This is a genomic window from Streptomyces sp. NBC_01476 (assembly GCF_036227265.1).
Taxonomy (GTDB): domain Bacteria; phylum Actinomycetota; class Actinomycetes; order Streptomycetales; family Streptomycetaceae; genus Actinacidiphila.
In genome coordinates, this window is the sequence record NZ_CP109446.1 from 5,261,170 (window position 1) to 5,283,095 (window position 21,926).

General features: G+C 71.1%; 16 protein-coding genes and 1 pseudogene. 8 read left to right on the forward strand and 9 right to left on the reverse strand.

What is annotated here, in order from left to right; genetic code table 11:
- The first annotated feature begins 1 nt into the window (after nt 1).
- Nucleotides 2-1,675, forward strand: coding sequence for a DUF262 domain-containing protein (locus OG552_RS23080; protein ID WP_329135894.1), 1,674 nt, complete (start codon nt 2-4; stop codon nt 1,673-1,675).
- Nucleotides 1,676-2,173: 498 nt separating this feature from the next.
- On the opposite strand, the pseudogene OG552_RS23085 reads toward OG552_RS23080, so the two are convergent.
- Nucleotides 2,174-2,739 (reverse strand): annotated as a pseudogene (locus tag OG552_RS23085) (Uma2 family endonuclease).
- Between the two features lie 163 nt (nt 2,740-2,902).
- On the opposite strand from OG552_RS23085, the gene OG552_RS23090 reads away from it, so the two are divergent.
- Nucleotides 2,903-4,957: a thioredoxin domain-containing protein gene (locus OG552_RS23090; protein ID WP_329135896.1), complete on the forward strand. Its 2,055-nt coding sequence runs from the start codon at nt 2,903-2,905 to the stop codon at nt 4,955-4,957.
- A 61-nt stretch (nt 4,958-5,018) separates the two neighbouring features.
- Here OG552_RS23090 and OG552_RS23095 read toward each other — a convergent pair whose 3' ends face one another.
- The 3 genes from OG552_RS23095 to trhA all read right to left on the reverse strand — a co-directional run bounded on the left by OG552_RS23095 (nt 5,019) and on the right by trhA (nt 8,419).
- Complete coding sequence (locus tag OG552_RS23095; protein WP_329135898.1) at nt 5,019-5,654, reverse strand: TetR/AcrR family transcriptional regulator; 636 nt, start codon at nt 5,652-5,654, stop codon at nt 5,019-5,021.
- A gap of 306 nt (nt 5,655-5,960) precedes the next feature.
- Nucleotides 5,961-7,547, reverse strand: coding sequence for an MFS transporter (locus OG552_RS23100; RefSeq protein ID WP_329135900.1), 1,587 nt, complete (start codon nt 7,545-7,547; stop codon nt 5,961-5,963).
- Between the two features lie 173 nt (nt 7,548-7,720).
- Nucleotides 7,721-8,419 carry a PAQR family membrane homeostasis protein TrhA gene (trhA, locus tag OG552_RS23105; RefSeq protein WP_329135902.1) on the reverse strand — a complete coding sequence of 233 codons (699 nt, stop codon included), beginning with the start codon at nt 8,417-8,419 and terminating at the stop codon, nt 7,721-7,723.
- 239 nt (nt 8,420-8,658) lie between these two features.
- Between trhA and OG552_RS23110 the strand changes: the two genes are divergently transcribed.
- Nucleotides 8,659-10,560, forward strand: a complete 1,902-nt coding sequence (locus OG552_RS23110) for a phosphoenolpyruvate carboxykinase (GTP) (protein WP_329135904.1) — start codon at nt 8,659-8,661, stop codon at nt 10,558-10,560.
- 99 nt (nt 10,561-10,659) lie between these two features.
- On the opposite strand, the gene OG552_RS23115 is transcribed toward OG552_RS23110, so the two are convergent.
- The 4 genes from OG552_RS23115 to OG552_RS23130 all read right to left on the reverse strand — a co-directional run bounded on the left by OG552_RS23115 (nt 10,660) and on the right by OG552_RS23130 (nt 15,783).
- Nucleotides 10,660-11,871 carry a pyridoxal phosphate-dependent aminotransferase gene (locus OG552_RS23115; RefSeq protein WP_329135905.1) on the reverse strand — a complete coding sequence of 404 codons (1,212 nt, stop codon included), beginning with the start codon at nt 11,869-11,871 and terminating at the stop codon, nt 10,660-10,662.
- A 76-nt stretch (nt 11,872-11,947) separates the two neighbouring features.
- Complete coding sequence (locus OG552_RS23120) at nt 11,948-13,522, reverse strand: N-acyl-D-amino-acid deacylase family protein (RefSeq protein ID WP_329135907.1); 1,575 nt, start codon at nt 13,520-13,522, stop codon at nt 11,948-11,950.
- 180 nt (nt 13,523-13,702) lie between these two features.
- Complete coding sequence (locus OG552_RS23125) at nt 13,703-14,500, reverse strand: methyltransferase domain-containing protein (RefSeq protein WP_329135908.1); 798 nt, start codon at nt 14,498-14,500, stop codon at nt 13,703-13,705.
- Nucleotides 14,500-15,783 (reverse strand): alanine racemase, encoded by a 1,284-nt coding sequence (locus tag OG552_RS23130; RefSeq protein ID WP_329135910.1) that lies wholly within the window; start codon nt 15,781-15,783, stop codon nt 14,500-14,502. Before OG552_RS23130 ends, OG552_RS23125 begins: the two co-directional genes overlap by 1 nt.
- 108 nt (nt 15,784-15,891) lie before the next feature.
- Between OG552_RS23130 and OG552_RS23135 the strand changes: the two genes are divergently transcribed.
- From OG552_RS23135 to OG552_RS23145, 3 genes are read left to right on the forward strand one after another with little or no spacing between them, the layout of a single operon-like run.
- Complete coding sequence (locus OG552_RS23135; RefSeq protein ID WP_443071187.1) at nt 15,892-16,920, forward strand: sugar kinase; 1,029 nt, start codon at nt 15,892-15,894, stop codon at nt 16,918-16,920.
- Nucleotides 16,917-17,783, forward strand: a complete 867-nt coding sequence (locus tag OG552_RS23140) for an IclR family transcriptional regulator (protein ID WP_329135914.1) — start codon at nt 16,917-16,919, stop codon at nt 17,781-17,783. The genes OG552_RS23135 and OG552_RS23140 overlap by 4 nt, the downstream gene beginning before the upstream one ends.
- Entirely contained in the window at nt 17,780-18,187 is a 408-nt protein-coding gene (locus tag OG552_RS23145) for a RidA family protein (RefSeq protein ID WP_329135916.1), read from the forward strand. The genes OG552_RS23140 and OG552_RS23145 overlap by 4 nt, the downstream gene beginning before the upstream one ends.
- A 271-nt stretch (nt 18,188-18,458) precedes the next feature.
- Here the strand turns inward: OG552_RS23145 and OG552_RS23150 are convergent, their stop codons facing one another.
- Nucleotides 18,459-19,955, reverse strand: coding sequence for a chitinase (locus tag OG552_RS23150; RefSeq protein WP_443071188.1), 1,497 nt, complete (start codon nt 19,953-19,955; stop codon nt 18,459-18,461).
- Nucleotides 19,956-20,320: 365 nt separating this feature from the next.
- Here OG552_RS23150 and OG552_RS23155 point away from each other — a divergent pair, with 365 nt between their 5' ends.
- Nucleotides 20,321-21,184, forward strand: a complete 864-nt coding sequence (locus tag OG552_RS23155) for a hypothetical protein (RefSeq protein ID WP_329135918.1) — start codon at nt 20,321-20,323, stop codon at nt 21,182-21,184.
- 12 nt (nt 21,185-21,196) lie between these two features.
- A complete protein-coding gene (gene cpaB / locus OG552_RS23160) occupies nt 21,197-21,919 on the forward strand; it encodes a Flp pilus assembly protein CpaB (protein ID WP_329135920.1) in 723 nt (240 codons plus the stop codon).
- The last annotated feature ends 7 nt before the right edge of the window (nt 21,920-21,926 follow it).

The following is a 21,926-nucleotide window of genomic DNA, read 5'->3' on the forward strand; positions in this document are numbered from 1 at the left end:
CATGGGAGACATCGAGGTGGTCAAGGATATCTCCGTGGTACCGGAGGTCCACTTCCTGGAGCAGGTCCTGGAGCGGATCGCGCAGGGCGAGCTGCGGGTGCCGAAGTTCCAGCGCCCGTTCCTGTGGCGCCCCGAGCAGATGCTCCAGCTCTTCGACAGCATGGAGCGCGGCTACCCGATGGGCAGCCTGCTCATCTGGGAGACCACCATGCCGCTCGAAAGCCTCGACACCATCGGTGGGCGCAGGATCCCGCCGGCACCGGAAGGGGCGAAGATCGCCTACGTCCTGGACGGCCACCAGCGGCTCTCGACGCTCTTCGGCGTCCTCCACCGCTCGGCCGACGCCCCGCGGTCCGCGCGCCAGGAGGACTGGATGTGGTGGGTCTACCGGCCGCTCGTCCGGTCGGAACACGACGGCGTGCGCTACCGACACCAGAAGAGCGGCGAGCCGGTGCCCAGCCACTTCCTGCCTATGCGGTCCGTACTGGGGACCCTGGACTTTCTCGAATACGCACGGACGCTGTCCAGCGTCTCCCACTCCCGCGAGGAGGCCGACCGCCTTACCAAGGAGAGCGAGCGCATCGCGACGCGGGTGAAGAACTACAAGGTCTCCGTGGTGCGTATGGAGGGCGGCACTCTCCAGCAGGCCATCGAAGTCTTCTCCAGGATCAACAGCAGCGGCCAGAAGATGCGTCCCGACCAGATGGTCTCCGCACTGACCTACGGGACCATCGGCTCGGAGACGCTCAGCGACAAGATGGAGGAGATCAAGGGGCGGATCGCCGCTTCGGGCTTCGGAGAAATCCCGATCATGACGATCTTTCAGACCGTCCTCGCGCTGTCCGGCGAGGAGGATGTATATGGGGACACCTCCTGGGAGACGATGGCCCGCAAGGTCCAGGGTCAGCTCACGACCGCGGTCGAGGACACCGACCTGATCCTCCAGCAGGTGGTCGAGTTCCTGCGGAAGGAGGTCCGGGTCCCGCTGGCTCGCCTGGTTCCCTACAACATCCAGATCATGCTGCTCGCCGTCTTCTTCCACTTCTCCGACAAGGTCGAAACGGAGCAGCGGGTCAAGCTCCGGCACTGGTTCTGGACCACGTCCCTGGCGGGCACCTTCGCCGGGTCCACCACCACCCAGGTCCGGAAGTTCATCACGGAGATGAAGGCCTTCGCCCAGGGCAAGGGTGGGCTCAGCTACGCCGCTGAGCGGGCCCGTTCCTTCCCCGAACGCTTCGACTTGCGCAGCGCGCGCGTGCGCGCCTACCTCCTCTGGGACCTACAGACGTTCCCGGACCGGAAGAACTTCGACGGCGGCACCGCCAACGTGCTGGAACAGCTGGCGACGACGCACAGCGAGACCTATCGACACGTCATCACCCAAAGCGGGGTCCCCGGGGCTTCCAGTCCCGCCAACCGGATCGTCATGACGACGCCGCCGGGTGTGTCGATCCGGCAGGCGCTCGTCAGGCTCGCGGAGGACGGGCGGACCGACATCCTGGACTCGCACGGAGTCAGCCTTGCGTCCATCGAGCATCTCAAGGCCGACGACTTCACCGAGTTCATTCTCGCCCGGCAGCACGAACTGGCGGCGCGGGAGCGGCAGTTCATCGAGAGCCTGGGTATCAAGTCGGCCGACAAGGAGGTCGGCGAGACCGACATCGACACCGAGTGAGGGGCTGCGAGTCCAGGCTTGTGTAGCCTCGAAGGCGCAACGCGGCTTTCCTGCCCTGGAGCGGCGAGCATGGAGGTGACCACATACCTGAGCCCTGCTCCAACCGACATGGCTGCGCGGGATGCCTCTCCATTGTCCCGCACAGCCAGGATCATCACACGAGCTTCTCCGCTCGACTCGTGAGAGTCGGCCTACCTTTCCGTTCCCTCCTGTATCGCCGCCGACGGTGAAGTCAGCCCATTAGTGTTGATGAACCGAAACTGGATACCAGGACTTGGCTCGCTTTTTTGGACGGCTGCCCTGTTGGCGCGGCCGTCCGCCCACGTGCCCTTGAGTAGTTCTTGACCGGGCGCGGCTGAACGATCGTGTGCGAGCTGGAGTCGCATCCGCACGTGGTGCATCTGGTTCGTAGCCGGAGAATTTCCTGAAGAGTCCGCGAAACACCGTGAAGCGGGTGCGGATGGTCAAGCGTCGATAGCGGGGCGGCTTCTCGGTACCTTACAAGAGCCCGAGATCGACCGTGATGGAGAAAGGTGCTGTGGCCTTCACCGTGCCGGTGAACATCTCGCCGTCACTGTAAGTCTTGGTGGCGGGGTCGAGGACGTACGTATAGACGATCGGGACACGGTGGCGGCCTGTTCGACCCGCCAGTAGAAGGGGATCCCGGCCCGGGCGTACTGGTCGGTCTTCACCACCCGGTCGGTGGTCTCTGACCCGGGGGACACGACCTCTGCCACCAGCAGTACGTGCTCAGGACGCATCGGGTGGAGGTCGATCCGGTCCGCGCGGTAGACGACGACATCGGGGCGCCGGTTGGTGAGGGGGACGTCCTGCGGCCGGACGTCGAAGTCGGTGTCGGCGTTCCACCCCGGACCCGCGGCGGCGTCCAGGCCGTTGGCCAGGATGCGGGCGAGCCTGTTGTGCCGAATGGAGGCGCTGGGGCTCACCACGACCATCCCGTCCACTACCTCGATGCCGGCGCACTGCTCTTCCGACCACGAGTCGTACTGCTCTGCGGTGATCCGTTCGTGCATCCAGGCGGGCGCGACCATCTCGGCGCTCATACGAACCTCCCGGAGTCCTGTCACGGAGCGCACGGCGGCGCCGACCTCAGCGTACCGGCCGGCGAATCGCCAGGAGATCTCCGCCGAGCGGGCGGGCGGTGATTCATTGGCTGGTGGGGCAGGGGTGAAGGAACCGGGGGGCGGTACGTGAGAAAGTGGCGGCGTGAACCGACTTGGTGACGCTACTTCGCCCTATTTGCTCCAGCATGCGCACAACCCCGTGGACTGGTGGCCGTGGGGGGAGGAGGCGTTCGGGGAGGCGCGCAAGCGCGGGGTGCCGGTGCTGCTGAGCGTGGGGTACAGCAGTTGTCACTGGTGCCATGTGATGGCGAGCGAATCGTTCGAGGACGAGACGACCGCCGCGTACCTGAACGAGCACTTCGTCGCGGTGAAGGTGGACCGCGAGGAGCGGCCGGACGTGGACGCGGTGTACATGGAGGCGGTGCAGGCCGCGACCGGCCAGGGCGGCTGGCCGATGACGGTGTTCCTGACGCCGGACGGGGAGCCGTTCTACTTCGGTACGTACTTCCCGCCGCGCGGCCGGCACGGGCTGCCCGGGTTCATGGAGGTGCTGCAGGGCGTCGTCGCGGCCTGGCGGGACCGGCGGGACGAGGTCGGCGAGGTCGCCGCCCGGATCACCGCGGAACTGGCCGAGCGCGGCGGCGCGTACGGGACCGCGACCGCGCCGGCCGGCGAGGACGAACTGGCCGCCGCGCTCACCGGACTGACCCGGGGGTACGACGCCGAGCACGGCGGGTTCGGCGGCGCGCCGAAGTTCCCGCCGTCCATGGTGCTGGAGTTCCTGCTGCGGCACCACGCCCGCACCGGCGCGGACGGCGCGCTGCAGATGGCCAGGGAGACCTGCGAGGCGATGGCCCGCGGCGGCATCTACGACCAACTCGCGGGCGGCTTCGCCCGGTACAGCGTCGACGCCACCTGGACCGTCCCGCACTTCGAGAAGATGCTCTACGACAACGCGCTGCTCACCCGGGTCTACGCCCACCTGTGGCGCTCCACCGGCTCCGACCTGGCCCGCCGGGTCGCCCTGGAGACTGCGGACTTCCTGCTCGCCGAACTGGGCACCACAGAGGGCGGGTTCGCCTCCGCGCTGGACGCCGACAGCGACGACGGCAGCGGCGGCCACGCCGAAGGCGCGTACTACGTCTGGACCCCGGACCAGCTGACCGCTGAACTCGGCGCGGCGGACGGGGAGTTCGCCGCCGCGTACTTCGGCGTCACCCGGGAGGGCACCTTCGAGAAGGGCGCCTCCGTCCTCCAACTTCCGCAGGGCGCGGGCGTGGTGGACGCCGACCGGGTGGCCCGGGTACGGGAGCGGCTGCTGGCCGCCCGCGCCCGCCGCCCCCGCCCCGGCCGGGACGACAAGGTGGTGGCCGCCTGGAACGGCCTGGCCATCGCCGCGCTCGCCGAGACCGGCGCGTACTTCGACCGGCCCGACCTCGTACAGGCCGCGGTGGACGCCGCCGACCTGCTGGTCCGGGTGCACATGGACAGCCGCGGCCGGCTCTTCCGCACCTCGCGGGACGGCGTCGCGGGCGTCAACGCGGGAGTCCTTGAGGACTACGGCGACGTCGCCGACGGCTTCCTCGCGCTCGCCTCGGTCACCGGTGAAGGCGTCTGGCTGGACCTCGCGGGGCTGCTGCTCGACTCCGTACTGCACCACTTCACCGCCCCCGACGGCACGCTCTACGACACCGCGGACGACGCGGAGGCGCTGATCCGCCGCCCGCAGGATCCGACCGACAACGCGACGCCGTCCGGGTGGACGGCGGCGGCCGGCGCACTGCTCGCGTACGCCGCCCACACCGGTTCCGACCCCCACCGCGAGGCGGCCGAACGGGCCCTCGGTGTGGTGGGCGCGCTCGCCTCGCGGGCGCCGCGCTTCATCGGCTGGGGGCTGGCGGTCGCCGAGGCCGCGCTGGACGGGCCGCGCGAGGTGGCCGTGGTCGGCCCGACCGCGGACCCGCTCACCGCGGAACTCCACCGCACGGCGCTGCTCGGCGCGGCCCCCGGGATAGTGGTCGCCGTCGGTGAGGAGGGCTCCGCCGAGTTCCCGCTGCTGCTGGACCGGCCGACCCGGGCCGGGCGGGCCGCGGCCTACGTCTGCCGCCGGTTCGTCTGCGACGCGCCGACCTCGGACCCGCGGGCGCTGCGGTCGCAACTGCGGTCGGCGGAGTGGCTCGGGCCGCACCTGCCGTGAGCCGGCGCGGGCCGGCCGCGGGCGTCCGGCGGGCGGCGGCGGCCGGCGCTCCCAGACGCTCTCAGAAGTCGAGGCCGTTGCCGACCATCCCGAGGGCCTCGTCGAGCAGCGGCAGCAGATCCTCCTCCTCGCGGCCGTGCTCGACCCAGTACATCGTCGTCTCGTGCAGTACGCCGAAGACGGCGGCGATGAAGACGCGTACGCCCAGGTCGTCGGTGGGGCGACCGGTGCGTTCGGCGATCACGTCGGCGAGCAGCCTGCCGGTGGCCGACATGCTCTCGTGGGACCGGGCCCTGATCGCGGGCACGTCCCGGATCAGCTTCTCCCGCTGGATCAGCTCGGCGCGGCCGGCCTGGTCGTCGAGGACCCTGCCGAGGGCTTCGTGCATCATGTTCCGCACGGCGGCGAGCGGCTGTTCGTCCAGCGGGCGGGCCCGCAGGAGGGTGGCCATCTCGTCGTCGTACTCGTCCGTCAGGACGATGTCCTCCTTGGTCGGGAAGTACCGGAAGACAGTGCTGGGGGAGACGTCGGCGGCGGCGGCGATCTGGTCGACCGGGGTCGCGTCGTAGCCCTGCTCCGCGAAGAGGCGGTAGGCGGCGGCCCGGATCGCGATCCGGGTCTGCACCTTTTTTCTTTCCCGCAGGCCGGTGGGGAGCTTGGGGCCGGTTGCGGGGGTTTCAGCGACGCGGGCGGGCATGTGGCCATTCTCCCGCATACGGGGGGCTCCTCACCAGAACGGAGTGGCTCCGCCGGTGAACGTGGTGCGGCGCCGTCGTGGGTTGTCGCGCGGTTCCTCGCGTCCCCCTGCGGGGGGGCGGACCCGTTGGTCGTCACGCGTCCGCCGGTGGTGGGTTGTTCGCGCAGTTCCTCGCGCCCCTGGCGGGGCTGCTCCTTCCGGGGGGTGGGTTGGTGCGGCGCCGTTGGGGTTGCTCGCGCAGTTCCCCGCGCCCCTGAGGGGCGCGGGGGGCACCCCCGGACGAAGTCTGGGGGCGGAACTGCGCGGCTAGCCGGTGACCGGGGGGTGGTCCGGGGACGGCCGCAAGGGGCTGGGGTCGGCGGTGTCGGTGCCCACCCCCGCGGGAGCGACCCCGTGGGGGTTGGGGAGGAAGAGGCCGACGAGGACCGCTGCCGCCAGCGCAGCGCCCCCGCAGACCAGGAGCGTGAGGTCCATCCCGTGGATGTACGCCGCGTCCGCGGACGTGGAGAGCGCCGGGTCGGCCAGCGCGTGCGCCGCGATGACGGAGGAGCGGGCCGCATGGGCCGCGGCCGGCGGCAGCGCGTCGGTGGAGAGGCGGCCGGTGTACCCCGCGGCCAGCACGCTGCCCAGGATGGCGACCCCCACCGCCGAACCGGTCTGCCGGAGCGTCTGCAGCAGGCCCGACCCGCTGCCCGCCCGGTCCACCGGCAACTGCCCGAGTGCCGCCTCCATCGCCGGCACGATCGCCAGCCCGAAGCCGACCCCGCTGAGGCTGAGCCAGACCGCCACCGACCCGTACCCGTCCCCGGTCCCGGTCGTGCTGCCGAGGAACGCCGACCCGGCCAGCACCACGAGCCCGGCGACGATCACCGGCCGCGGCCCGTACCGCTTGACCAGCGGCGCCCCGCCCCGCGCGGCCACCAGCAGCCCGCCCATCATCGGCAGCAGCCGCACCCCCGTGCCGAAGGCGTCGTTGCCCAGCACCGTCTGCAGGTACGACGGCAGGACGAAGAGCAGTCCGGTGAGGATGAAGGTGACCAGCGTCGCGGCCACCGCGTTCCACAGGAAGCCCCGGCGCCCCAGCAGCGTCAGGTCGAGCATCGGCCGCTCCACCCCCCGCTCCCGCAGGACGAGCCCGGTGACCAGCGCGACCGCCCCGAAGAGCGAGAGCAGCACCACCGGGTCCCCCCAGCCGCGCTCCGGCGCCTCGATGATGCCGAAGACCAGCGCGCCCAGCCCGGCCGCGGCGCACACCGTACTGATCAGGTCCACCCGGGGCGCCGCCGGATCGCGGGTCTCGGGCAGCAGGAGGACGCAGGCGACGATGCCGATCGCGACCAGCGGAATGTTGACCAGGAAGACCGAGCCCCACCAGAAGTGCTCCAGCAGCGTTCCGCCGACGATCGGCCCGAGCGGCATGCCCAGCGCCGCGGCGGTGGTGACCGCCGCGACCGCCTTGGTCCGTTCGTCCGGTCCGAACATCGACGGCAGGACGGAGAGCGCCAGCGGCATCACGAACGCGGCGCCGGTCCCCATCACGGTGCGAGCCGCGATCACCGGCGCCGGGCTGCCCGCGAAGACGCCGAGCAGCGAGCCGGCCAGGAACACCGCCAGGCCGGCGATGAGCATCCGGCGGCGGCCGAACCGGTCACCGATCAGCCCCGCGGGCAGCATCACCGCGGCGAACACCACCGTGTAGGAGTCGACGACCCACTGCATGTCGCCGGTGTCGGCGCCGATCTGCGCGGCCATGGTCGGCAGCGCCACGTTGAGGATCGTGGTGTCGAAGCTGAGGACGAGCATGCTCGCGACGAGCGCGCCGAGCGCGAGCCAGCGCCGCGGGTCCAACGGGGACGGGTCCAGCTGGGGCGGGCTTTCGGCGGGTGCGGCCATGGAAAACTCCGGGAGTCGATGCCAATTGGTAGTAACTCTCAAAAAAGAGTAACTCCCGCGAGTCGTGCTGGGAAGCCCGGCCCCGGTTCCGCCCCCTGCCGGGCCCCGCGCACACGAAAGAACCCGCACCCTTCCCGGGTGCGGGTTCCTGGCGCGGCTCGGCCGGCCGCCGGCTAGGCGTGCTGGTACGCGACCAGCGAGATCCCGATGAAGTGGACGACGAACGCGGCCAGCGTGAAGGAGTGGAAGACCTCGTGGAAGCCGAACCACCGCGGCGACGGATTCGGCCGCTTGAAGCCGTAGATGGCCGCTCCTGCGCTGTACAGCAGGCCGCCGACGATCACGCAGACCATCACGGCGACCCCGCCGGTCCGCAGGAAGTCGGGCAGGAAGAAGACCGCCACCCAGCCGAGCGCGATGTAGCAGGGGGTGTAGAGCCAGCGCGGTGCGCCCACCCAGAAGACCCGGAAGGCGATACCGGCCAGCGCGCCGCCCCAGACCAGCCAGAGCAGCAGCTCCGAGGTGCCGTCCGGCAGCAGCAGGATGGTGAGCGGCGTATAGGTGCCCGCGATGATCAAGAAGATGTTCGCATGGTCAAGTCGTCGCAAAATTCCTGACGCCCGCGCGCCCCAGTTTCCGCGGTGGTACAGGGCGCTGACTCCGAAGAGCGCGCACGCGGTGAGAGTGAAGACGGCGCATGCGACCCGCCCCCTGGCGCTGTGGGCGGACGCCGTCAGAACGACGCCGGCAATGAGCGCAGCCGGGAACATTCCGGCATGCAACCAGCCCCTGAGCTTGGGTTTTACGAGCTTCGGGAGGTCGACCTCGTCGACGGCGGGGGACACCTCGCCAGTGTCTTCTACGGCGCTCATGGCGTCAATCTTACCTACGGTCACGTAAGTTACCTGTTAGTAGGAAATTCAGATTCGGAGTGTCGGCCCTCACTCCGGGTGCTCTGGACAGATGCATTTGCCGGGGCTCACACTCATATGAGTGCGGTCGGCACCGGATGAGCACCCTCGCAAGCGTCCGGGTCGCAGCCCCCAAGGGGCCGAACCCAACCCTCAATGTGTGACGCCGGTCTGTGCGGACCCGGCGGGACGGAGCGATCGTGGCGCGCGGCTTTGCAGCACCCTCCAGCCTCAGCGAATCCACCCTCACCCCCAGCGAACCCAGCGAACCCTCCACCCTTCCCACCCTTCCCACCCCTCCCACTCGGCATCGTCAACTCATCGACTGGGTGGGCGAGATCGCCGAGCTCACCCAGCCCGACGCGGTCGTGTGGTGCGACGGCTCGGAGGAGGAGTACCACCGCCTCGCCGAGGAACTCGTCGCCAAGGGCACCTTCACCAAGCTCGACCCGACCCTGCGGCCGAACTCGTACTACGCGGCGTCCGACCCCTCGGACGTGGCGCGCGTCGAGGACCGGACCTTCATCTGCTCCGAGCGCGAGGCCGACGCCGGCCCGACGAACCACTGGAAGGCGCCCGCCGAAATGCGTGCCGTCTTCACCGGCCAGAAGGGTGAAGGTGGGCTGTTCAGGGGATCGATGCGCGGCCGGACGATGTACGTCGTCCCGTTCTGCATGGGTCCGCTCGGCTCGCCGCTGTCCGCGATGGGCGTGGAGATCACCGACTCCGCGTACGTCGCCGTGTCGATGCGCACGATGACCCGGATGGGCCGCCCGGTGCTGGACGAGCTCGGCACCGACGGCGCCTTCGTCAAGGCCGTGCACACCCTCGGGGCGCCGCTCGCCGACGGCGAGGCCGACGTGCCGTGGCCGTGCAACGCCACCAAGTACATCTCGCACTTCCCCGAGGACCGGGAGATCTGGTCCTACGGCTCCGGCTACGGCGGCAACGCCCTGCTCGGCAAGAAGTGCTACGCTCTGCGGATCGCCTCGGTGATGGCCCGCGACGAGGGCTGGCTGGCCGAGCACATGCTGATCCTCAAGCTGACGCCGCCGCGGGGGGAGAGCAAGTACGTCGCCGCCGCCTTCCCGTCGGCCTGCGGCAAGACCAACCTGGCGATGCTGGAGCCCACCATCTCCGGCTGGTCGGTGGAGACCATCGGCGACGACATCGCCTGGATGCGGTTCGGCGAGGACGGCCGGCTCTACGCGATCAACCCCGAGGCCGGCTTCTTCGGTGTCGCTCCCGGCACCGGCGAGCACACCAACGCCAACGCCATGAAGACCATGTACGGCAACTCCGTCTTCACCAACGTCGCCCTCACCGACGACGGCGACGTGTGGTGGGAGGGCATGACCGAGGAGCCGCCGGCCCACCTCACCGACTGGAAGGGCAACGACTGGACCCCGGGCGGCACCACTCCGGCCGCGCACCCCAACGCCCGCTTCACCGTGCCGGCCGCCCAGTGCCCGATCATCGCCCCCGAGTGGGAGGACCCGCGCGGGGTGCCGATCTCGGCGATCCTCTTCGGCGGGCGGCGCGCGTCGGCGGTCCCGCTGGTCACCGAGGCGTTCGACTGGCAGCACGGGGTCTTCCTCGGTGCGAACATCGCCAGCGAGAAGACGGCCGCCGCCGAGGGCAAGGTCGGTGAGCTGCGCCGCGACCCGTTCGCCATGCTGCCGTTCTGCGGCTACAACATGGGCGACTACTTCGGCCACTGGATCGAGATGGGCAAGACCCACGACGCCGGGAAGCTGCCGAAGATCTACTACGTGAACTGGTTCCGCAAGGACGCGGACGGCCGGTTCGTCTGGCCCGGCTTCGGCGAGAACAGCCGCGTGCTGAAGTGGATCGTGGAGCGCCTCTCCGGCCAGGCGGACGGCGTCACGACGCCGATCGGCATCCTCCCCGCGGAGGGCGCCCTCGACACGGACGGGCTCGACATCTCCCAGGCCGACCTCGACCTGCTCCTCACGGTGGACCCGGTGGTCTGGCGCGACGAGGCCTCACTGATCCCGTCCCACCTGGAACTCTTCGGCGAGCACACCCCGCCGGAGCTGTGGGCGGAGTACGAGGCGCTGGTCGCGCGCCTCGGCCAGTAGCACAGCGGCGCTGTGGCACCCCCGGGCGGAGTGTCCGGGGGTGCCCCAGCGCCCTGCGGAGTGACCCGTTGACGTACAGCTTCACGCACAGCGCGAGCGTTACGGCTGGCTGTAGCCGTCCAGGAAGCGGCCGATACGCCCCACCGCCTCGGTGAGGTCGTCCGCGCGCGGCAGCGTGACGATGCGGAAATGGTCCGGCTCGGTCCAGTTGAAACCCGTACCGTGCACGATCATGATCTTCTCCGCCCGCAGCAGGTCCAGGACCATCTGCCGGTCGTCCTTGATCTTGTAGACCTGCGGGTCGAGCCGCGGGAAGGCGTACAGCGCGCCCTTGGGCTTCACACAGGTGACCCCGGGGATCGAGGTCAGCGCCTCGTACGTCGCGTCGCGCTGCGCCAGCAGCCGCCCGCCGGGCAGCACCAGCGAGGTGATCGACTGGTGGCCGCCGAGCGCGGTGGCGATGGCGTGCTGGGCCGGCATGTTGGCGCACAGCCGCATATTGGCCAGGATCGTCAGACCCTCTATATAGCTGGCCGCGCCCTTCTTCGGGCCGCAGACCGCCAGCCAGCCGCTGCGGTAGCCGGCCACCCGGTACGCCTTGGACAGACCGTTGAAGGTCAAGGTCAGCAGGTCGGGCGCGATCGCCGAGGTCGGGGTGTGCGTGACGTCGTCGTAGAGGATCTTGTCGTAGATCTCGTCCGAGCACAGGACCAGCCGGTGGCGGCGGGCGATGTCGGCCAGCCCGCGCAGCATCTCGTCGTCGTAGACGGCGCCGGTGGGGTTGTTCGGGTTGATGATGACCAGCGCCTTGGTGCGGTCCGTCACCTTCCGCTCGATGTCGGCGAGGTCCGGCATCCAGTCGGAGGACTCGTCGCAGCGGTAGTGCACCGCGGTGCCGCCGGCCAGCGAGACCGAGGCGGTCCACAGCGGGTAGTCGGGCGCGGGGACCAGCACCTCGTCGCCGTCGTCGAGCATCGCCTGCATCGACATCTGGATCAGCTCGGAGACACCGTTGCCGAGGTAGATGTCCTCGACGTCGAGCGGGACGCCCTTGGTCTGGTAGTGCTGCACCACCGCGCGGCGCGCCGAGAGCAGCCCCTTGGCGTCCCCGTACCCATGCGCGTCACCGAGGGTGCGCAGCATGTCCTCAAGGATCTCCGGGGGGCACTCGAAACCGAATCCGGCCGGGTTGCCGGTGTTCAGCTTGAGGATGCGGTGCCCGGCCGCCTCCAGCCGCATCGCCTCCTCAAGAACCGGACCCCGGATCTCGTAACAGACATTCGCGAGCTTCGTGGACTGGATCACCTGCATGCGGGTCACTTTACGGCGGCGTAACGCGCACCGCGCGGTGTTTTTCACCACGGTCCACCCCCGTGGGGCGCGGGGGCTACCGGGGCGCCGTGCCCGTGCGGCGGACCGAGCGGCCGGCCAGGACGTCGGTGCGGATGCCGCCGTCGATGACGAAGCGGCCGTCGATCAGGACGTACGGGATGCCGGTGGGCAGCGTCCGCGGCCGGTCGTAGGTGGCGCCCGCGGCGACCGTCCGGGGGTCGAAGAGGACCAGGTCGGCGCGGTGGCCCTCGCGGACCAGACCGCGGTCGGGCAGACGCAGCCGGGCGGCCGGGCGGCCGGTGAGGTGGGCGACGCACTCCTCCAGGCTGAGGACGCCCAACTCCCTTACGTAGTGGCCCAGATAGTGCGGGAAGGTGCCGTACGCCCGCGGGTGCGGCTTGGTGCCGTGCAGGATGCCGTCGGAGCCGCCGGTGTGGACGCGGTGCCGCATGATCGTGACGACGTTCCGCTCGTCGCCGACGTGCTGCAGGATCGTGGTCCCCAGCCGGTCGGCGAGCAGCAGGCGGCGGGCGGTGGGCCAGCCGTCGACCCGGGAGCCGGTGTGCGGTTCGAGGGCCGGGTCGCCCACACCGGAGATCTCGATGGTGGACCAGTCCATCGGCACGCCGTGGCTGCCGTCCGAGCCGGTGACCTCCAGGTCGTACCGGATCTTCTCGGCGGTCGCGTCGTCCCGCAGCCGCGCCAGCGTCGCCTCGGGCCCGCCCGCCGCCGCCCAGCTCGGCAGCAGCGCGACGAGCGTCGTACAGCCCGGGGTGTACGGGTACGTGTCCAGGGTGACGTCCGCGCCGCCGGCCATCGCCCGGTCGAGCAGCGTCAACAGCTCGGGCGCGCGGCCCTGGTTGACCCCGAAGTTCATCGTGGCGTGCGCCAAGTGCAGGGCGCAGCCCGCGTCTTCGGCGAGCGTCAGCATCTCGGCGTACGCCTCCAGCGCGCCCGCGCCGTACGACCGGTGGTGCGGGCAGTAGTAGCCGCCGTACGCGGCCACCACCCGGCACAGTTCGGTGAGTTCGGCGTCCGAGGCGTACATCCCGGGGGTGTAGGTGAGCCCCGAGGACATCCCGACGGCGCCTTCGCGCAGGCCCTGCGCGACCAGCTCCCGCATCCGCCGCAGTTCCTCCGCGGTGGCCGGCCGGTCCTCCCACCCCATGACCAGTGCCCGTACGCTGCCCTGCGGTACGAGGTAGGCCGCGTTGACCGCGATCCCGCGGTCCAGCCGGTCCAGGTAGCCGCCGACGCCGCGCCAGTCGATGTCCACGTCGTGGCCGTCGCCGTTCCACCCCGCGAGCTGCGTCCGCAACTCCTTGAGGGTGCCGTCGTCGACCGGTGCGTAGGACAGTCCGTCCTGCCCGAGCACTTCCAGGGTGACCCCCTGCGCCGCCTTCGCCTCGTGCGCGGGGTCGCGCAGCAGGGCGAGGTCGCTGTGCGCGTGCATGTCGATGAAGCCGGGGGCCAGTGCGAGGCCGTCGGCGTCGATGACGCGGGTGGCGCCGAGGCGGGTGCCGGGTGGCCGGATCTCGGCGATCCGGCCACCGTGGAGTCCTACGTCGGCGACGTACGAGGGTCCTCCGGACCCGTCGACCACGCGTGCGCCGCGGATCACCGTCTCCATGGCCGGCCACTCCCTTCGTTCCGTAGTTCCTCGCGCGGACCCTGGCGGTGTGCGTCCTGCCCCTGCCTCGCCGTTGCCGTGTGCGGGTGGTGGTGGGTTGCTCGCGCAGTTCCTCGCGCCCCTTTGGGGCCCTGCCGCGCCGTTGCCGGACGCGTCCTTGGGGTGCCGTGGGCCGGGGGGTCATGTGGAGGCCGCGGTGAGGAAGAAGGTGACCGCGTAGGTGAAGCGGCCGGTGCGGACGGCGGTGTCGAAGTCGGTGGTGAAGCGGTCCGCTTCGGAGGGGGTGAGGACGCCATGGGTCGCCGCGGCGTGCGCCCACGTGCGCAGGCCCATCACGTTGTCCGCCGCCGCGGGATCGCGGACGACCAGGGTCCTGGCCTCGACCGTGACACCGGTCAGCCCGCGCTCGGCCAACAGGCCGGCGTGCCGGTGGGCCAGGCTGCCGTTGCGGAGGAGGGTGTCCGCGCGGAAGCGGAGGACGCGGCGGGCCAGGTCCTGGTCCTCGATGTCGAGGACCTGCGTGTCGTAGTCCGGGTCGGCGAGCACGATCCGGCCGCCGGGACGGACCACCCGCAGCATCTCGTCCAGCACCCGCGCGGGCTCCGCGACGTGCTGGAGGACCCGGTCGGCCCACACCCCGTCGAAGCGCCCCGCGCGGAACGGCAGGCGGTGCCCGTCGGCGGCGGCGACCCGCCGCACCCCCCGGGCCCGGGCCTCCGCGGCCATCGTCAGGGAGCTGTCGACCGCGAGGGCCTCCGCCCCGTACCGCTCGCGCAGCGCCCGTACCGCGTCACCCGTGCCCGCCCCGACCTCAAGGAAGAGCCCGCCGGGGCGCGCCTGGAGGAGTTCGAGCAGGCGTTCCTTGCCGGCCGCGTAGAACGGTTCGGCGGCCAGCCGGTCCAGCACCTCCACCCACGCGGCCGGCCGCGGCTGCCCGTCCACCGCGGTGAAGCCGTGGGCGAGCCGGTCGCCGCCCATCAGAAGAACGTGTGGACGTAGTCCGTCGCCGTGCCGTCGGCCGTGGTGACGGGGATGAGCGCCCACTTGTCGAAGGTGGTGCAGGGGTGGGAAAGGCCCAGCTCGACCCAGTCCCCGACGTCGAGGGGGTCGTCCGCCGGGACGCTCAACCACGCGTGCTGGTCGGAGAGCCGTGCGACGGTCAGCCCGTCAGGCGCCGGGCGCAGCCCGCCGGTGCGGGCCGAGCGGACGACGGTCGGCCGGGGCAGACCGAGGTCGTAAGGGGCGTCCCGCTTGCCCGCGTTGAGGAACGCCTGGGTGGGGGTGGGGCGGGAGACGACCTGGGCCCACAGGCGCAGCGCCGGATGGAGACTCCCCTCGGCCGGGACCCTGTTGAAGGGCGTGACCCGGGAGTAGTGGTCGTCGTCGTGCGTGACATACGCGCCGGAGCGGAGCAACTTCAGCGCGGGGCGGGAGAGTCCGGGGATCTCCGCGAAGACGTCGGCCACCGCGTCGAACCAGGCGGAGCCACCCGCACTGATCACGATCTCGTCCGCGCCGGCGAACCGCCCGGCCGCGTCGAGGTCCGCCGCGAGCGCCACCAGCCGCCGCAGGAAGGTCCGTACCCGCTCGGGGTCCGCGTCCGGCACCTCGCCCTCGTAACCGGCCACGCCCACCAGCCGCAGCGACGTCACCCCGGCCACCGCCGCGGCGACGGCCGCGGCCTGCGCCTCGGTACGCACCCCGGTCCTCGCCCCCTCGCCCGCGCCGAGTTCCACGACGACGTCGACCGGCCGCCGTACGCCCGCCGACCGCAGGGCCGCGTCCATCAGCTCGACCCCGCGGACCGAGTCGACGTAGCAGAGGAAGCCGAACTCCGGGTCGGCGTCGAGCTGCCGGCCGATCCAGGCGAGGCCGGCCGCGTCCACCACCTCGTTGGCGACGAAGATCCGGCGTATCCCGAACGCCCTCGCCACCCGCACCTGGTGCGGGACGGCCACGGTGATCCCCCAGGCGCCCTGGGCGAGTTGGCGGGCGAAGAGCTGCGGGGCCATCGAGGTCTTGCCGTGCGGGGCGAAGGCCAGGCCGTGTTCGGCGGTGTAGCGCTCCAGCAGGCCGAGGTTGTGGTCCAGGGCCTCGGCGGAGAGGACCAGGACGGGGGTGGTGAACCCGCCGTCGAAGAGGTTGCGGCGCTGGGCGGCGAGCTCGGCGAAGGTCAGGCCCTCGGCGTCCGGCGGTACCGCCTTGTAGCGGTGGCCGACCCGCTCCTGGTCCAGCGCGGCCACCCGCTCGTCGAGGTCCATGCCCAAGCCTTCCGCCGGCGGTGGATCGTTGCAGCATGTGCAACGCTCATTGCGTATCCTGCTCCGAGCTGTCTAACATCCACGCCTGCGCCGGGTCAACGCCCGGCCCTGGAGGAAGTGAGGGCTCAGGTGACCGCCGACTACGACGTCGTGTGCCTCGGTGAGTCCATGGTCACCTTCGTCCCCGGCCGGCCCGGCCCGCTCGCGGACGTACCCGACTTCCACCGGGCGATAGGCGGCGCGGAGTCCAACGTCGCCTGTACCCTTGCCCGTTCGGGCCACCGCGCGCGGTGGATCAGCCGGGTCGGCGCCGACGGCTTCGGCGACCACCTGGTCAGCACGATCGCCGCGGCCGGCGTGGACGTCAGCGCCGTACAGCGCGACCCGCACCGGCCCACCGGCATCTACTTCCGTACCGCGGGCGAGCGCGCCACCACCGTCGCCGCACAGCACGGAAAGGCCGAGGTCGTCTACTACCGCAAGGGCTCGGCCGCCTCCGCCCTGTCACCCGCGCTGGTCCGGCGGCGCGACGCCTGGTCCGGGCGGGTGCTGCACCTCACCGGCATCACCGCCGCGCTCTCGCCGACCTGCCTCGCGCTGATGCGCCGTCTCACCCACCCCGAGCCGGGCCGCCCGCTGGTCTCCTACGATGTCAACCACCGGCCCGCCCTGTGGCACGGCGCCGACCCGTGGCGGCTGGCCGAACTCGCCCGCGGCTGCGACCTGGTGTTCGTCGGCGAGGACGAGGCGGAGGCGGCCTGGGGACTGCCGGACGCCGACGCGATCAGGGCCGAACTGCCCGAACCCGCCGTCCTGGTGGTCAAACAGGGCGCGGCCGGGGCCACCGCGTACACCGGCACCGCACGGCTGCACGTCCCCGCGCCGGTGGTGGACGTCGTCTCCCACGTGGGCGCGGGCGACGCCTTCGCGGCCGGCTTCCTCTCCGCGACCCTGCGGGAACTCCCGCTGCGCGACCGGTTGCGGCACGGCCACCTGCTGGCGGCCGCGGCCCTGACCGTACCGGCGGACCACGCCGTACCGCCGCCGCGCGAACTCGTCCGCCGGCTGGCCGGTTCGGACGACACGGAGTGGGGGCGGCTGCGGCTCGCGGCGGGCTGGACGGAGGCGGCACGGTGAGCCAGACCGTCGACCGCGCGCTGACCATCCTGCCGCTGCTCGCCGAGGGCCCGGCGAGCCTCGAACAGGTCGCGACCCGGCTGGACGTGCACAAGTCCACCGCGCTGCGACTGCTGCGCACCCTGCACGAACACGGCCTGGTCTACCGGCAGCAGGACCAGCGCTACCGCCTCGGCGCACGGCTCTTCGCGCTCGCCCAGCAGGCCATCGAGACCCTCGACATCCGCGGCATCGCCCACCTGCACCTGGCCGCACTCAACGAACGCACCGGCCACACCGTGCACTTGGCGGTCTACGAACAGGGCGAGGTGGTCTACATCGACAAGGTGGACAGCCGTTACCCGGTCCGGATGTACTCCCGGATCGGCCGCCCGGTCGCCATCACGGTCGCCGCCGTCGCCAAACTGCTCCTCGCCGACCTGCCGGAGCCGGAGCGCAGGGCGGTCGCGGAGAGCCTGGAGTACCCGCGCTACACCGCCCGTTCCACCCCGGACGCCGCCGCCTTCCTGGCGGAGCTGGCCCGGGTGCGCGAGCAGGGGTGGGCGACCGACCTCGGCGGGCACGAGGAGTCCATCAACTGTGTGGGCGCGCCCCTGCGGGGGCCGGACGGCCGGGTCTGCGCGGCGATGTCCGTCTCCGCGCCCAACGTGGTCGTCTCCGCCGAGGAGTTGCTGCGGCTCGCGCCGCAGGTGCGGCGGGTGGCGGAGGCGATCAGTGCGGAGCTTTCCGGTGCGGCGCCGGTGTCTTCGGTGACCGCCGGAGCAGTTGGAGCCGGCGGAGCTGTCGGTGCCGTTGGAGTTGTCGATGCGGTCGGGTCCACGTCGGACGTGGCCGGCCCTGAGCGCGAGGAACCTTCTGTATGAGTGAGCCCAAGATCGCGATCGTCCCGCCCACGCACACGATTCCGCCGGCGCGGTTCTCGCACGGTGTGCGGAAGGGGAACATCCTCCAGGTGGCCGGCCAGGTCGGCTTCCTGCCGGCGGTCGCGGGCCAGGCGCCGGTGCCGGCCGGTCCTGGCCTGCGGGAGCAGACGCTCCAGACCCTGGCGAATGTGCAGGCGGTGCTGCAGACGGGCGGGGCGAGCTGGGAGGACGTGGTGATGATCCGCGTCTACCTCACCGACACGGGGCACTTCGCGGAGTTCAACGAGATCTACAACGGGTACTTCGCGAATCTGCTGGAGGCGCCGGCCGCGCGGACCACGGTGTACGTGGGGTTGCCGGCGGGGCTCCTGGTCGAGATCGACGCGCTGGCCGTCCTCGGCTGACCCGTCCTCCGGCGGTCACCGGCCCCACCCGCCCAGCCCGGACCCCCCGCCGGTGGCCAGTGCCCGCGCAGTTCCCCGCGCCCCTGTAAGGCACCGTCCACGGACGACGTGCCCCGAAGGGGCGCGAGGAACTGCGCGAGCAACCACGACGGACCGGAGGTCCGGAAACCGGCCGTGCGGGGCAGGGCGTGCGGGCCCGGAGGGAAGACCCCCACCGGCAGGTGGTCCGGGAACCGCCGGTGGGGGGAGGGCGTGCGGGCCCGGTCAATAGCTACGGCATCCCGTGAACGTGCGCCCCCACGGAGTTGGACCACGTGTTGCCCGCCGACGCGTCCCAGTTCGTGGACCAGGTCATCGCCCCGCGGATCGTCGGCCACGTGGTGCTCGGCTTGAACGTGCCGCACCCCGTGCCCTTCGCCAGGCAGTCCAGCGCGTTGTTGACCACGGTCGGGCTGACGTAGCCGGAGCCCGCCGCGCTGGTGGACGCCGGCGTGCCGATGCCGATCTGCGCCGGCGAGAGACCCGCCTGGATCGCGGTGCACGCCAGCGTGGTGATGAAGTCCACCGTGCCCTGGCTGTAGACCCCGCCGTCACAGCCGTTCATCGAACCGCTGTTGTAGTACTGCGTGTTGACGATCGTCAGGATGTCCTTGATCTTCAGCGCGGTGGCCAGGTAGTCACTGCCCGCCGAGAGCATGTCGATCGTCTGCGGCGCCATCGTGATGATCAGCGAGGAACCGGCCTTGGCGCTGAGCGCCCGGAGCGCCTGCGGCATGTACGTGGAGTCGATGCCGTTCTCCAGGTCGATGTCGACCCCGTTGAAGCCGTACGTCTGCATCAGCGAGTAGACGCTGTTGGCGAAGTTGGTCGCCGAGGCGGAGTCCCGGATCGAGATGGTGCCGTTCTGGCCGCCGACCGAGATGATCACCTTCTTGCCGGCCGCCTGCTTCGCCGCGATGTCCGCCTTGAACTGCGCCACGCTGTAGCCGAGCGACGGGTCGAGGGTGAAGGAGACCGCGCCGGGTGTGGTGGTCGCGTCCGCGAACGCCACCGCGATGATGTCGTACTGGTTCTGCACCTGGGCGATGGTCTGCACCGTCGCGCCGTTGTTGAAGTTCTGCCAGTAACCGGTGACCACGTGCTTGGGCAGGTTGCCGGCCGGCGGAGAGGTCGGGGGCGTCGTCGGAGGAGTCGTCGGCGGCGTGGTGGGCGGTGTGGTGGGCGGTGTGGTCGGGGGCGTGGTCGGGGGCGTCGTCGGCGGGGTGGTGGGCGGTGTGGTCGTACTGCCGCCAGGACCGGTCAGCGTGACGTCGTCCGCGTAGTAGACGGGCTGGCCGTACCAGCCGTGTGTGTAGACCGTCACCGAGCGGGTGCTCGCGCCGGTGGTGAAGTTGACGCTCAGCTGCTGGAAGCCGGAGGTGCCCGGGGTCCAGGTGGACGGGTCGGTGCCGCCGGTGCCGGTGGCACCTATGTAGACGTACGAACCCTGCACCCACGCGCTCAGCGTGTACTGCGAGTTGGGCTGGACGCTGACCGTCTGCGTGCACTGGCCGGTGTCGCTGTTGGACGGGGTCGCCTTGAGCGCGGTGCTCCCGGAGTGCACCGGGCTGCTGACGGTGGCGCCGCTGCCGGCCGTGCAGCTCCAGTTCGAAAGGCCGCTCTCGAAACCGGGGTTGGCGATGAGGTTGGTGGTCGCGGCGCTGGCGGTGCCCATGTTGACCAGGGCGGCGCCGGCGCCGATCACCGCGGCGGCGCTGATTCCGGCGATGGTGCGCTGCAGGACGGTGGTTCTGCGCTTGGCATGGCTCGCATGATTCGCATTCGCGTGCGATGCACGTTCCACGACTGCCTCCTGGGGGCAAGGAGTTGGGGGGTGGTGGGAGTGCGGGTGACGGAGAACACAGGTGACACCTATGAGGGAGAAAGTTGGTCCAGACCAATACGGTTGTCAAGACCTCTGGCGGTCACCTGTCGTTCACCGATCCCGATCCGCAACTTTCCGCACCCAACCCGCTACACATCGATAAGCTGACGACCGCGAATTGCCAGGTAGGGGTGGGCTCGCCGGATGATCTCCGGGTGACCCGCCGGACGGTGGCCGGCCAACGCCGTGCGGAGAAGGGGAGGTTCCGTATGCCGAGCGTCATCACGGTCACCACGGACGACCTCGCGCTTCCGCTGGAGGAGCAGGTGATGCGTACCTCCGCGGCCCTCGACGCGTACGGCCATCTGGTGGCGCTGGCCCCTGCCGACCCGGCGGACCCGGCCCGCCGCAGGATGCACACCGTACGGTCCGCGCTGGAGGCCGACCGGATAGCCATCGTGCCGCTCACCCTGCCGCCGCTCGCGGTCAGCCTGCTCGGTGAGCAGCTGCGGCAGCTGGCCGGAACCGACCTCGGCCCCGGCGTCCTCGCGGGCGCCGCCCGGCTGCTGTCGTACTACCTGTACTCCGGCGCGCTGCTGGGCTCGGTGGCCAAGCTCGACCGCGTCCCGGTCGGCGTCGGCAGCCACGTCAGGTCCCTGGTGCCCGGCCGGCACTTCGCGGTCATCGCCCACCCCGAGCCGTATCTCGCCGAGGCGGACACCGAGCACCTGCCGCCGGGGCCGGGCTACCAGACCCAGCTCGCGCTGGCCGGCAACGCCCTGGACCCCGGCTGGATCACCGGACCGCTGGCCGGCGCCTGGCGCTCCCAGCACCTGCGCGAAGTGCCGCTGCCGCCCGACTCGGCCGCGTGGTGGGGGACGTCGAAGCTGGTCGAGTTCACCGCGTACATCGCCGACGTCGGCATGCTCTACCAACTGGTCACCTCGGTACGGCGCGACACCTGCACCTGGTGCGGGCTCGAAGTGATCGGTGACCAGTGCCTGTTCTGCTCCACCAGGCTCGGCGAGCGGGCGACCCCGGCGAAGCACGCCGCCGCCGCTCCCGCAGGCACCGGTCAGGGGCGGGCGGTCGAGACCCCGCGCCGCCCCCAACTCGAACCCCACAAGCGATAGGCCCGCCCGCACATGAACTCACGTCAGCGCCGTGGTGTCGTCCTCCTGGTGATCTCCGTGCTGTGCGCGGTGGCCGCCTTCGCGGGGGTCCTTGCCGTCGTCTCCAACGCGCGCTCGCAGGTCGGATCCAAGGTCACCGCGTACGAACTGACCGCGGACGTACCGGCGTACACCGCACTCACCGCCGCCAAGGTGCACCGGATATCCGTGCCGAAGCGGTGGCTGCCGGACACCGCGGTCCGCGACCTCGGCGAACTGCAGGGGAAGATCGCCGCGGTCGCGCTGAAGAAGGGCACCCTCCTCCAGTCCGACATGGTCGCGGTGCGGCCCCAGCTCAAGTCCGGCCAGATGGAGATCGCCATCATGATCGACGCGGAGACGGGCGTGGCAGGGAAGATCGACCCGGGGGACCTGGTCAACATCTTCGCCACCTTCAAGGGCAAGCGGGACACCGACCCGGACGTCTCCAAGCTGATGGTGGCCGACGCACAGGTGCTCGACGTCGGCGAGATCAGGGCGTTCGACAAGAGCGAGGACGCACAGCGGGTGTCGGACCAGGGGGTGCCGATCACCTTCGCACTCGATGTGAGGGACGCCCAACGCATCGCCTACTCCGAGTCGTTCGCGGTGCACGTACGGCTGGCGCTGGTCGCGCCCGGCGACACCGCGCCGCCCATGCCGGGGGATCGTTCGTACACGCTGGGTGGGGACCCGGGGACGGGAAGTGCGCAGTGAAGGGTGA

Bases quoted from the DNA above. Each gene is read 5' to 3' on its own strand.
- OG552_RS23080 (WP_329135894.1), top strand. From the start codon at position 2: ATGGGAGACATCGAGGTGGTCAAGGATATCTCCGTGGTACCGGAGGTC.
- OG552_RS23095 (WP_329135898.1), bottom strand. From the start codon at position 5,654: ATGCCCGCCCGCGTCGCTGAAACCCCCGCAACCGGCCCCAAGCTCCCC.
- OG552_RS23100 (WP_329135900.1), bottom strand. From the start codon at position 7,547: ATGGCCGCACCCGCCGAAAGCCCGCCCCAGCTGGACCCGTCCCCGTTG.
- trhA (WP_329135902.1), bottom strand. From the start codon at position 8,419: ATGAGCGCCGTAGAAGACACTGGCGAGGTGTCCCCCGCCGTCGACGAG.
- OG552_RS23115 (WP_329135905.1), bottom strand. From the start codon at position 11,871: ATGCAGGTGATCCAGTCCACGAAGCTCGCGAATGTCTGTTACGAGATC.
- OG552_RS23120 (WP_329135907.1), bottom strand. From the start codon at position 13,522: ATGGAGACGGTGATCCGCGGCGCACGCGTGGTCGACGGGTCCGGAGGA.
- OG552_RS23125 (WP_329135908.1), bottom strand. From the start codon at position 14,500: ATGGGCGGCGACCGGCTCGCCCACGGCTTCACCGCGGTGGACGGGCAG.
- OG552_RS23130 (WP_329135910.1), bottom strand. From the start codon at position 15,783: ATGGACCTCGACGAGCGGGTGGCCGCGCTGGACCAGGAGCGGGTCGGC.
- OG552_RS23145 (WP_329135916.1), top strand. From the start codon at position 17,780: ATGAGTGAGCCCAAGATCGCGATCGTCCCGCCCACGCACACGATTCCG.
- OG552_RS23155 (WP_329135918.1), top strand. From the start codon at position 20,321: ATGCCGAGCGTCATCACGGTCACCACGGACGACCTCGCGCTTCCGCTG.
- cpaB (WP_329135920.1), top strand. From the start codon at position 21,197: ATGAACTCACGTCAGCGCCGTGGTGTCGTCCTCCTGGTGATCTCCGTG.